The 13,095-nt window shown below is 40.4% G+C and carries 8 protein-coding genes; 4 read left to right on the forward strand and 4 right to left on the reverse strand.

Features of this window, described 5'->3' with window-relative positions:
• The first annotated feature begins 166 nt into the window (after positions 1-166).
• A complete protein-coding gene (locus KZP23_RS21905; protein WP_226333942.1) occupies positions 167-670 on the forward strand; it encodes a UpxY family transcription antiterminator in 504 nt (167 codons plus the stop codon).
• Between the two features lie 630 nt (positions 671-1,300).
• Here the strand turns inward: KZP23_RS21905 and KZP23_RS21910 are convergent.
• From KZP23_RS21910 to KZP23_RS21920, 3 genes are all read right to left on the reverse strand, one after another.
• Entirely contained in the window at positions 1,301-1,669 is a 369-nt protein-coding gene (locus KZP23_RS21910; RefSeq protein WP_226333943.1) for a hypothetical protein, read from the reverse strand.
• Positions 1,670-1,676: 7 nt separating this feature from the next.
• Positions 1,677-4,106 carry a penicillin acylase family protein gene (locus tag KZP23_RS21915; RefSeq protein WP_226333944.1) on the reverse strand — a complete coding sequence of 810 codons (2,430 nt, stop codon included), beginning with the start codon at positions 4,104-4,106 and terminating at the stop codon, positions 1,677-1,679.
• A gap of 512 nt (positions 4,107-4,618) precedes the next feature.
• Positions 4,619-5,194 (reverse strand): DUF2911 domain-containing protein, encoded by a 576-nt coding sequence (locus KZP23_RS21920; protein ID WP_226333945.1) that lies wholly within the window; start codon positions 5,192-5,194, stop codon positions 4,619-4,621.
• A gap of 259 nt (positions 5,195-5,453) precedes the next feature.
• Between KZP23_RS21920 and KZP23_RS21925 the strand changes: the two genes are divergently transcribed.
• The 3 genes from KZP23_RS21925 to KZP23_RS21935 all read left to right on the forward strand — a co-directional run bounded on the left by KZP23_RS21925 (position 5,454) and on the right by KZP23_RS21935 (position 9,254).
• A complete protein-coding gene (locus KZP23_RS21925) occupies positions 5,454-6,527 on the forward strand; it encodes an endonuclease/exonuclease/phosphatase family protein (protein WP_226333946.1) in 1,074 nt (357 codons plus the stop codon).
• Between the two features lie 95 nt (positions 6,528-6,622).
• Positions 6,623-8,488, forward strand: a complete 1,866-nt coding sequence (locus KZP23_RS21930; protein WP_226333947.1) for a M1 family metallopeptidase — start codon at positions 6,623-6,625, stop codon at positions 8,486-8,488.
• Positions 8,489-8,837: 349 nt separating this feature from the next.
• Positions 8,838-9,254: a lipocalin family protein gene (locus KZP23_RS21935; RefSeq protein WP_226333948.1), complete on the forward strand. Its 417-nt coding sequence runs from the start codon at positions 8,838-8,840 to the stop codon at positions 9,252-9,254.
• A gap of 435 nt (positions 9,255-9,689) precedes the next feature.
• Here the strand turns inward: KZP23_RS21935 and KZP23_RS21940 are convergent, their stop codons facing one another.
• Positions 9,690-13,094 carry an efflux RND transporter permease subunit gene (locus KZP23_RS21940; RefSeq protein WP_226333949.1) on the reverse strand — a complete coding sequence of 1,135 codons (3,405 nt, stop codon included), beginning with the start codon at positions 13,092-13,094 and terminating at the stop codon, positions 9,690-9,692.
• Between the last annotated feature and the right edge of the window lies 1 nt (position 13,095).

Raw genomic sequence — 13,095 nt, forward strand, 5'->3', positions numbered from 1 at the left:
CACAGCCTAGATTTCCTGCCTTCCGCAGGCAAGGTTTGCCTACTTTTTCATCAATGGAAAAAGTAGGTAATATTATTTAAGAAAAACATTATTGAATTTGTCTATTCATAACATTGCGGATACACAAATAATATTATGTACTTTTGCCTTTTCAAAATACGGAGATATGAATTCAGAAAGGAACTGGTTTGTGATGTACACTGCCCCACGGGCGGAGAAGAAAGTAGCAAAGAGGCTAGAAGAAAACAATATTGAAGTATACCTACCCATCATAGAGGAAATCAGGCAATGGAGCGACCGAAAGAAAAAGGTACAGCGCCCACTTTTCAATGGCTATATCTTTGTAAGAATTGAACACAACAGACTCTGGGAAGCCTTGCAGGTACAGGGAGCCGTAAAATTCGTCAACTTTTCAGGGACCCATGCCCGAGTGCGGGAAGAGGAAATTGAGGCCATCAAAAGAATTGTCAATACTGGCGTAGCGGTAGAAGTGGATAGCTCAGAAATCCAAGAAGGTGAAAAAGTCAAAATCCTAGGTGGGCCACTACAGGGTTTTGAAGGAGAATGCATCCAAAAAGGCAACCAAGATTACTTTATTATCCGTGTACCAAGTATCCATCAAACGGTCATGGTCAATGTCCCTAGAAAATTCTTGGAAGTAATTTCATAGCCTTTTTCAAAATCCAAAACAGAAACCATCTTAGATAAATAAAACTCAATAGCCTTATCGGTTTTCCCGATCAAAAACTTAATGTCCTTAACCCCTTAATACCTTAATGGTGCACTTTTTTACAATCAAACACCCAATACTCTTATCCTCTTCATCCCCCAATGGTTCTAATTTTAAGATCAAAAACTTAATGTTCTTAACCCCTTAATGCCTTAATGGTGCACTTTTTTTTACAATCAAACACCCAATACCCTTATCCTCTTCATCCCCCAATGGTTCTAATTTTAAGATCAAAAACTTAACGACCTTAACTCCTTAATGCCTTAATGGTTCATTTTTTTACAATCAAACACCCAATACCCTTATCCTCTTCATCCCCCAATGGTTCTAATTTTAAGATCAAAAACTTAATGTCCTTAACCCCTTAATGCCTTAATGGTGCACTTTTTTTACAATCAAACACCCAATACCCTTATCCCTTTCATGCCACAATGGTTCTAATTTTAAGATCAAAAACTTAATGTCCTTAACTCCTTAATGCCTTAATGTTGATTCCTTCAACCACCTACCACACATACACAACTAACAATCAGAGGATTACCAAACAACCCCACCAATTATAAGCGCCCATTATCGGAAATAATAGGGCTTCTTTTTCTCAAACAACTTCCTAAACCTGTTTCCCGTCAAAGCACTGAACCCGCCTATTAGAAAACCAATTAGCCCAGTAAGCGTCATCACCACGCCCCTTCCTCCTAACTGCATGATTTCTCCCATCATTTCAGGCAAGGGAGAACCTGTGCCAAGGCTGATCCAAATACTTTGTCCAAACCATGCTAGGCCCACCCCTATCGCTGCTGAAAAAAATGCAAGGGAACCCTCTCCCCCTAGTGTTGCTCCCAATATGCCCCATACCACCATCATTAACCAATAGCCTAGAAAATGCCCCAAAACCATGGTTATCAAAGCATATACAATAATATATATTACAAATTTCATAAGTCTTTTAATTAGGAACCATTGTAGTGGAATATAATAAATGCTCAGTCTGATCACTGCTCCTTAATCCAAAATCAAGATACTTTCCTTCTGCCCAAAGCGGGATCATATTATCATAAAACTTACTGCCCGGATTTCCCGATTGTCCTCCGGGATAAATACCAAATGCATTCACTTTATCCCCCAACTCTACCACCATTCTCCAACTCGCCCCATGTCTACTGCTAGTGGCGTTGATAATGCTTTTCCCTCCTCCCGTTTTAATATTTTGATGACTAAAAGCAGCAAAATTCGGAACCAAATGCAAAATGCTGGTTCCCTTATAACGGTACCAATTTAAATTCTCATCCTTTTCTACTAAAGTACTCCATTCCTCAACAGCCTCAAAAAAAGTACTTTCTATATGATCACTGGCCGTTTCAACCTTTGCATTTGTTGCCGCCTGATCAAAAATGCTATCATTGGGCGTTTCTATCAAAAATTTGGCTGTTCTATAATTATCCGGAAGTACTATGGCCCCGGGGATTTCTGACAACTTCCTCCATACACTGCTGCGCAGTTTTTCCCACCAAATATCAAATATCACCGGTGCCGTTTTCTCTGGATCCGCATAAAAATCCCATCGGGACAAAGTATCTATCAACGCTGTTGCAGGGCTTTCAAATACCTGACTACTATCAGCGGTCAAATAATTCAGCATTACCGGAAGTACTTCCGCAGCATGCAAATTATAATCATCAAATTGCAATGACTTGATATCCTCCACAGAAATATCCTGCATTTCCGTTAACCTGGAATTGATCCTTCTGTTTCTATACTCCTCAAAACTATCATCAAATATATAGTAAGGATAATCAGACCCTACCGAATATTGGTTTGCGGAACTCACAAATCCCCTATCAGGATTTAAGGTCGCCGGATTTTGTTCATTAGGAATATAGCCAGTCCACTCATACCTGGCATCATTGCCATCCATAAGGTATTTTCCCTGCTCAGGCCATTTCAGGGGGAATTTACCCTGTACCTTCAGGGCGATATCCCCCTCCTTGCTGGCAAAGGCAAAATTCTGTGCCGGGGCGGTAAAATGATCCAAGGCAGCAATAAAATCATCATGGTCTTTTGCCCTATTTAGATCCAAAAAAGTTCTCTGTTCATTGGACCCGTCCAATGCAGTCCACTTTAGTGCAAAATTGACCTTCTGCTTATTAGGCATAAAACTATGGTCATACATGACCGGTCCATAATGGGTATAAATCACCGTATCCAAAAAGGCCGAGTCTCCCTGTACCGCAATCTCCTCTATTCGATGGGTACTTTGGATCCACTGGTCATTATAGCGGTATTCCAACCTGTTTTCATCCTTGAATTCAATCGAATACCAGTCCCTTACATCCCGGGTTGCATTGGTCACTCCCCAAGCAATGTCCTCATTGAAGCCACTAATGACCCCCAAGGCCCCTGGCAAAGATGCGCCCTTGACCGTGTAGGCCGGGGTACTTAATTGAAGTGTAAACCAAAGACTGGGCAGGTTCAATCCCAAATGTGGATCATTGGCTAAGATAGGGTTTCCACTCTGTGTTTTGGCTCCTGATACTGCCCAATTATTGGAACCCACACCCGGCTCCGGATCAGGCAGTGCTTCCTGTAAAATAGAAAAATCAGGATAATCCAATCCCTCCGGCCGCTGCACTTCTAGGGGAATGAAATCCCACTTTTTGTCCATTTCAATTACGGGATCATTTACACCAGGATAATCCGGAAAAAACTTGTTCATCCCTGCTTCTCCCAGCACTTTTCTGAGATGGGTATACTCTACATCCTTATCTCCCACCAACATATCTGCCATATACTTCAATAAAAGCACCGTCTTATAGGGCGTCCAAGGCTCCGGACGATAATCAAGGAGTTTATATTCTACCGGCAATTCCCCCATATCCATCTGATCGATATACTGGTTCACTCCAGAGGCATAAGCTTCAATTAGTGATAATGTCTCTGGATCATTGTTTTTTATATATTCCAAGCCTGCTTCAGCTCCATAGCCCAGCCCCTTTCTCCTTTGCATACGATCAAATTCTAAAGCCACTGGCCCCACAATTTCTGCAATGCGTCCTGCCGCTGCCCGGGTCTGAAATTCCATTTGCCACAGCCTGTGTCTAGCAGTAACATAGCCTTGGGCCATCATAAGGTCATGCTCATTTTGTGCGAAAATATGTGGAATTAGATTTTCGTCGTAATTGATCTTCACTTCCGCTTCGAGTCCGGTGATTTTTACCGACTTTTTGACCGTTTCATCTTCGCTGTAGGAATTTTGCCAGAACCCATGAAAGGGGTCCATGAGGTAGCCCAAAGGAGGCACTGGTCCAAGCTTTACAGAAAGCCCTACAGCCAAAATCAAAGTAAAAATAAACACGATTAAAAAACCGAAGTATTTCATAGTTTATAGCACTAATTGAGGTTCGAATTGATCCTTACTCAATGATTGAATTTTATGAATGACACATTTCCCTATGTATATCCACAAACAATTCTAATATAAACTTCTTTTTTACAGTTTTCCATCAAATCAGCTTATAAAATTGAAACTCGTTGGAGTAGGCAGTCAAATAGTATTATCTCGAAAGATGTTTTATTGCGGGGAGGTTGATCCGCCTTGGCGGAGGCCGGCCTGGGCCTAGAGGGAAGAAGCTTTAGCTGTGTCTTGATTTTTCTCCCGAAATTTTCGGGACAGGTTTGCTTCGTTTCTTTTCATCTAAGATAAATGCCTGGCATTCATGAAGGCCATAAAAAAACAATAGTCCCTGAATAAATGAAATGAAGAGTCAAACTTAGTAAACAGTTCTAATGGCTACTGAAATACTTTCAATTGTTAGCTTTTGAAATATAATTTCAAATATTAAAAAAGCCCTAAGTCCATGACTTAAGGCTTTCTGTTGATGATTTAAATTTTCATTTAATCGCTATTGGCAGCAACAATTTCTCCCATCTTATGACCAATCCAGGTTCTTCAACTGTGATTTTCAATTGCTCTTGGTTTTCTTCGAGCCATTGTGGACTCACTTGAACACGCAATACATCTTTCTCCTCCTTATACTGATAATGGCCATGTTCCAAATTCCACTCTGAATTAAAAATCACTGTCCAATCTCCTTCTTTTTGTGGGATGGTGAATATGGAGTATTTACCAGCAGCCAAAGCCTCTCCCTCTACTTCTACATCCTGTGGAAGATCAATATAGGTCGCTTCATTGGCTCCAGTCCTCCATACTTCTCCATATGCCTCCAAATCTCCCCAAATCACTCGTCCCTTGACAGATGGAGCTCCATATTGTATACTTACCTTTTTATCTCCTATCATCCCTTCATCTTTTTTCAAAGGACTTGCTCTTTCTTCCTCTTCCATTGCCATCTCCTCCATATCCCCCATACCATTCGACGCTTTACTCTCCTCCTTTGCTCCACAACTGACCAAAAAGACACTTATCAATACGAATAGCATTAAAAATAAAGTAGTTGACTTTTTCATAAATTTATTACCGTTGATTTTAAACGAATTTAAACATTTTTTCAAACTCTTGTCCTAATCCCTAAAAGATTTCATCTTCCGTTCGTTTTTAACCTGCTCTTTACCATCTGTAAAACTTCATTATGGGCATCTTCAAATCGGCCATCACTTTTGGTGTAATTGAAAAAACTTGCATTAAAATTGCTCATACATGCGCTCGAATGTTTGTTATTCACTTAATCATCTCCTATTTTCGCTAACATTTAAGTGTCTTTAGACTATGCGGTACCTGGTGTTTCTGTTTTTTTCAGTATCAATCATCCTCTTTTTCGGCGTCAATATTTCACCGGAAGTATTGCCTTATGCCGGCCTCGTACCTGTTTTGATTCCTCTGGTATTACTGCTGAATATTATCCTTTTGATCATTTTGGTCATTGCCAGGAAAAAAACCTTCATTTTCCCTCTTATTGCCATCTTACTGGGCTGGAAGTTTTTTGGTATTACTTTCCAAATGAACGATAAAGTTGAAGACGCCAAAGGCCTTACCGTCATGAGCTATAATGCACACATGTTTAGTTACGAAAGGTACAAGGCCAATGACCCCAAAGCCCCATCAAATATTTATAATTGGATCAGAGAACAAGATGTAGATATCATGGGCTTTCAGGAATTTTTCCAGGATCACACCACCCCTGCTCGAAATGCCATCAAAATGATCAGCAATGAGGGAAAATACCATCACTCCACCCAATCTGCCGGAGGAAAACCGGGCAAAAGATTCTATGGGTTGGCCATATTCTCAAAGTACCCCATCATTAACGAAGGCAAAATATTCGATAATAAAAGAAATAACGGGGCCATGTTCGTTGACCTCAAAGTCGACAAGGACACCATTCGGGTTTATAATGTGCACTTAGAATCCATGAGCATACCCGCTGACCAGCTGGATAATATTGATGGAATAAAGGAAAATTATAAGGAAACCTGGAGAAGGCTCAATAAAGGCATGGTAAGCAGAGCCAGCCAAGTAGATGTATTGAGAGAACATATAGGCCTTAGCCCATACCCGGTAATATTGATGGGGGATTTTAACGATGTACCTTACAGTTACACCTATTTCACCCTCAGGTCTATTTTGGAAAATGCTTTCGAGTCAGTAGGCAGAGGTTTTGGTTTCACCTTTAACAGGGTCTTGTTTTTTCTCAGAATTGATAATATTTTCTTTTCCAATTCACTTACGCCTATACAGTTCAACACACTTGAGGAAGTAGATTATTCCGACCATTACCCCATCAAAGCAACCTTTAGTAAAGTCCCCTTGATTAGTCCAAATATTAAGGAAGCAATTGAATAATTCAGCTTTTAGGACAAACCTCTCCATCCAAAACCTTTGATAAGCGGTTTAGGTGTTTTTTAGTTTTTATTTTACTTTTGAAAAAATTTATAACTATGAGATTATTTTTGTTAACAGCTTTGGTGGGAAGCTGCTGCCTTTCCCTCTTGGAGGCAAATGCCCAGACCACCCGATGGCAACAAGCCGTAAAATATGAAATGGACGTGCAAATGGACGTCGAAAAAAACCAGTACGAAGGCCAGCAAGACCTTGCCTACACCAACAATTCCCCCGACACACTTTATAAGGTTTTCTATCACCTCTATTATAACGCATTCCAGCCCAACTCCATGATGGACATCAGGTCCAGGACCATTGAGGATCCTGATGGCAGGGTAAATGACAGAATTTCAAAACTGACTCCTGATGAAATCGGCTACCTCAAAGTTCATTCCTTAAAAATGAATGGGAAAAAACTGGATTTCGAACATGTAGGCACCATCCTAGAAGTCGAACTTAAGGAACCTATCCTTCCTAATACAACGGTAAATTTTGAAATGGATTTTGAAGGACAAGTGCCTTTGCAAATCAGAAGAGCAGGCAGGGACAATAAAGAAGGTGTTCGTTATTCTATGTCACAATGGTATCCCAAAATGGCCAATTACGATGATCAAGGCTGGCATGCCAATCCCTACATAGGCAGGGAATTTTATGGAATCTGGGGTGATTTCGATGTAAAAATCACCATTGACAAATCCTATATCCTAGGAGGAACAGGCTACCTTCAAAATACTGAAGAAATAGGACATGGCTATGAAAGTGAAGGTCAAAAGGTCAAGCAGCCTAGAGGTAAAAACTTAACCTGGCATTTCAAGGCTCCGATGGTTCACGACTTTATGTGGGCTGCAGACCCCAAATTCACCCACGATAAGATTGAAATGGACAATGGAATCACCATCCACCATCTCTATATCAAAAACAGCAAAACAGCCAATAACTGGGAAAAGCTAAAAGAATACACACCAAAGTCCATGGAATACCTCAGCGAGCATTTTGGTCAGTATCCTTATAAGCAATACTCAGTAATCCAAGGTGGTGATGGCGGTATGGAATACCCTATGTCTACTTTGATCACTGGTGAAAGAACCTTGCCTAGTTTGGTGGGGGTAATGGTCCATGAAATGGCCCACAGTTGGTTCCAAGGAGTCCTAGGATCAAATGAAGCTCTTTACCCATGGATGGATGAAGGTTTTACCACTTTCGCTACCAATAAAACCATGGCCAATATTTTTTCTGAAACTCCTTCCGAATTCCCTCAAAGAGGATCTTATGCGGGCTATGAAAGATTGGCCAAATCTGGTAAAGAAGAACCAATGACCACCCATTCGGATCATTACCACAGCAATTACGCCTACGGATCTGCTGCTTATTCCAAAGGGGCTGTATTCCTGGCACAATTGGGCTATATTATCGGTGAGGAAAACCGTGACAAGGGCATGTTGAACTATTTCAATGCCTGGAAATTCAAACATCCAAAAACCAACGATGTCATTCGGATGATGGAAAAACAAAGTGGCTTGGAATTGGACTGGTATAAGGAATATTGGGTAAACAGTACCAAAACCATTGATTATGCCGTCAAAACTGTTGAAGAAGGGGATAAAAACACCCACATCACACTGCAAAGAAATGGTTTAATGCCGATGCCTGTTGATTTGGTGATCACCTATCAGGATGGATCTAAGGAAATGGTTTATCTTCCATTGGTTATCCAAAGAGGCAACAAACCAGAGGAAAATGGAATGCCAAAAAGGATTAAAACCCAGCGGTGGCCTTGGACCAATATCACTACCGAAGTGATCCTTGAAAAAGATATGAGCGATATCAAAAGTATAGAAATTGACCCGAGCCAAAGGATGGCAGACATCAACAGGGAAAACAACACTTTCATGATCGAAAATTCGACTGAAGAAATACAATAAAAATAAGGGGCTGTCTCATTTGTCTGTTTATTGTGTCATTCTGACGAAAGGAAGAATCTCAAAAATTGATTTAAAGCAAAAGTAAATCTAGAGATTTCTCCTAAAGTCGAATTGACAAAATTTGAAGCAGCCTCTTTTTCAACTCTTTCCTTCAAACATTTTTATACCCATTCGGGAAAGAAATCATCTTTTGCTCCTACAAATTAGATAGCTAAACATTGAGATATTTTTACATCTTATCTGGTTTTTAGCTTTTTATCTATCTCGACTCAATGACACCAATGTCTCATTATAAGCTATCTTCTCGTCTAGGGAAAAACTTATTACAAACTTTTTAACTAAAACAATCATGAAACTTATATACTTTATTCTGCTAACACTCATTTTCTCCAGATGTAATATTATTGGGGGAGAAAGTTCATATCAGAAAAATCCTCAAGGACTGCCCGGAACTTGGGAAGCAGTTGAACGAACTTACAGCTATGGCGGACCGCCAATTACTGAAGAAATAGAAAATGGACATAGGATATCCTTTAAAAACGATGGTGGCTTTTCTGCAACAGAGGCTTTCACCTGCAATTCTGGCTCCTATACTTTAGCTGCCGATGAACTTACCTTCACCTATGCCTGTGAAGATCTTGGTGAAAATCAAATTAATCCTTTCACCTATACCGTGATTTTTGAAAAGGATTATATGATCTTAAACCCCAAGACCAGTGTATGTATTGAAGGTTGTTCGGTGAAGTACAAAAAACTCGAAGATTAATTATTTTCTTTATCGAGGATTTAATTATGGATCAAGCAATATTTCTGGGGAATAGTTATTTGTTTTTATTCAAGGAGTGTTAAGAGTGACACAAAGGAAGGCTTATATTAATTTGCAATTTCTTCTTCATCTTCCTATTGTAAACCCAATACCACTTGAGGCTCAGCCCCAAGTTTTCGGTGTACCTGGGCACAGCCCTTGGCACAACATTCCGTACCTTTGCTTTGTCAAGCCTTTGTCTTGATTCTTGGCTCTTTTCTCTAATCTAACACCAAACTTTTTGATAAAAGATGCCTTTTTCCAGCCCCCAACTATTACGCTTCATCCGACATGACTCAAAGTCATGCCATCGGTAAAAAATAAAAACCTCTGGGACAATGCCCCAGAGGTTTTAACACTTAAAAAACCACCAACCTTTAAATAAATCTACATAAACTATTTTTTGCGAATAGCTATATTGATCTTATCTGCCAATAAATACATGACAGGTACTATTACTAACGTTAAAAAGGTAGCAAAGGTTAACCCAAATATTACAGTCCATGCCATCGGCCCCCAGAAATCTGCATTATCCCCTCCTACATAGAATTGCGGATCGAAAGATGACAATAATGTGAAGAAATTTATATTCATCCCTATCGCCATTGGAATCAAGCCCAGAATAGTGGTAATGGCCGTTAACAACACCGGTCTCAAACGAATCTTACCACCTTCTACGATACTTCCTACCACTTCTGAATAAGGTAAATGTTCGTCCTCCCCTAACTGTAATTCTGCCCTTTTTCTTTTCCTAACCAAATTGGTATAATCAATCAATACAATAGCATTATTTACAACTACCCCTGCCAAGGAAATAATCCCGATACCGGTCATGATCACTACAAAATCCATATTGAAAATGGACAGCCCCAAGAACACCCCAATGGTACTCAATAGCACAGAACACATGATAATAAATGGTGTCATTAGGGAGTTAAACTGCGCCACAATGATCAGGAATATGGCTGCAACAGCAATGATCATGGCATTCATCAAAAAAGCCATTGACTTTGCCTGCTCTTCCTGCTCGCCGGTAAATTTGATATCAATATCATCTGGCAGCTCATAATCAGCCAACAAAGTCCTGATACTTTCATTGATTTCATTGGCATTATAGCCTTCTTCCACATTGGAATAGATGGTAATTACCTTGTCCAAATCCTTACGTTTCACGGAACCATAAGTGGAACTGTATTCCAAATTGGCCACTGAGGTGATAGGAATCTGTTTTTTATTTCCGAATTTATCCATGAAGTAAATCTTCTTGTTGATCAAAGCATTCACATCATAGCGGAATTCATCAGCCAACCTCAACTCTATCGGATAATCGTCCTCTCCTTCTTTGTATTTGGAAACCTCCAAGCCAAACAATGCTGTACGCAATTCATTGGCAATGGTATAGGTAGACAAACCAAACCTTCTTGCCTTCTCTCTATCTATATTGACGATCAACTCAGGCTTGCCGGTCTCCAAGTCCATCTTAAGTTCTTCTATGCCTCTAATTCCTGAAGCATTGATAAAAGCGCGGATCTTTTCTACTTCACTTACCAAACTTTCATAGTGCTCACCACTGACCTCGATATTAATTGGCTTACCCACAGGAGGTCCATTTTGTTCTTTGTCCACCGTGATCTGAACTCCCGGGTACTTGGCCATGGCCTCACGCAAGTCCTGCATAATATCAGAAGTGTTTTTGCCATTTCTGTATTGGTACTCCACGAAACTAACCGTCAACATGGCTTTGTGAGGGGTTACTCCCATACTTGGCCCTTCGGATGGATCGCTAGTGCCTTCTCCCACTTGGGCAATAAAAGCCTCTACAATATCCTTATGCGGTTCAATCAATTCCAAGACCTCATTTTCCACTTTTTTACTGAATGAATTGGTAGCTTCTATATCTGTACCAATGGGATATTCAATAAAGATATTGACATAATTGGGATCACTGCTGGGAAAAAACTCTACCTGTGGAGCCCTTACCATCAGCAAGACCATAGAAAAAATCAAAACCCCAAACATCCCAAAGAAGAACAAATAGGGTCGCTTACCATCCAATGCATATTTAAGGGTCCCCTCATACAATTCCTCCAATTTCACCAAGAAATCAACCTGGAACCACCTGATGGCCCTTTTCATAAACAATGCATTCATCAGCGTGATGATGGTAGCTATAAGCAGGATATTGGCCACTACATATATTCCTGTCAAATAACAAAGCACAGCAATGGTCAAGAAAATCCCCGCAATGGCAAAAGACCTTCTTTTGGGTTTAATATTATCCAAGTTCTGGATCTTCATAAACATGGAAGTCACCACAGGATTGATCACCAAGCCCACAAATAATGAGGATGACAATACAATGATCAAGGTAATCGGCAGGTACTTCATGAACTCACCCATAATACCCTGCCAAAATGCCAAAGGAATAAAAGCGGCTACTGTAGTAGCTGTGGAAGTAATAATTGGCCAGGCTACCTCGCCCACACCTTCTTTTGCAGCTACAATCGGAGACTTTCCTTCCTGCATTAATCGATAGATATTTTCAACTACCACAATACCATTATCCACCAACATCCCCAATGCCAGGATCATGGAGAACAATACCATCATGTTTAAGGTCACCCCAAAAGCATTCAATATCATAAATGAAATGAACATGGAAAGTGGAATGGCAATCCCCACAAATAACGCATTCCTAAAACCTAGGAAAAACATCAAAACTGTAATCACCAAGATCACCCCCGAAATGATACTGTTTTCCAAATTGGAAACCATACTTCGGGTAAACTTGGATTGGTCATTGGTAATGCTGACTTTCAAATCCGAAGGAAAACGATTGGCCTTGGCCTCTTCTATTATCTCCTTGATCTTATCACTGGCATCCAAAAGGTTTTCCCCGCCTCTTTTCACCACATTGATGGTTACTACCGGAAGTTTTGATGCCCTGGCATAGCTCTCCCTCTCTTTATAGGTATCACGGATCGTTGCCACATCCTTGAGGTACACGATATCACCACCTTCACTTTTGACGATGATATTATTCAATTCCATAGGATCCTCAAACTCACCGGTGATCCTTAATGCCCTTCTAAAGTCTCCACTTAGGATATTCCCCCCAGAAATGGTTACATTTTCGGATGAAATCGCATCCGAAATATCACTAAAACTCACCTTCATGGCCTCCATTTTATAGAGGTCAGCATCTACCCTGATTTCTCGCTCAATGGTACCTGTCAAATCCGCCTTGGAAATTTCTGGTAAACCCTCGATTTCATCTTCAAGATATTCTCCATATTTTTTGAGCTCTTCCTGGGAATAATTCCCGGAAAGGTTCACAAACATGATCGGCATCTCAGAAAAATCCATCTCAAAAATATTAGGATCTTGGTCCAGGTCGGATGGCAATTCACTCTTAGACTTGTCTACCGCATCCTTCACATCCTGAAGGGCCCTGGAAATATCCACATTGGGATTAAACTCAATGATAATGGTCGAATAATCCTGAATAGAGGTGGAATTGATCTTCTTAACATCCTTCAGGGACTTTAACTCCTTTTCTATAGGCCTCGTGATCAAGTTCTCCATATCCACCGGGGAGTTCCCTGGATAACTGGTCCCCACATATACAGTAGGGATAACTATCTCAGGATAACTTTCCTTAGGCATGGTCGTATAGGCATTTAAGCCCATAAACGTAATGATCAGGGCAAGTATGATCACACTGGTCTTATTGTCCACCGAGAGGGAAGACAGACCAAATTCCCTGGTTACCTTCTTTTTACTTCCTTGTTGATCTGACATA

Origin of the sequence: Echinicola marina, assembly GCF_020463795.1 — a bacterium.
Lineage (GTDB): Bacteria > Bacteroidota > Bacteroidia > Cytophagales > Cyclobacteriaceae > Echinicola > Echinicola marina.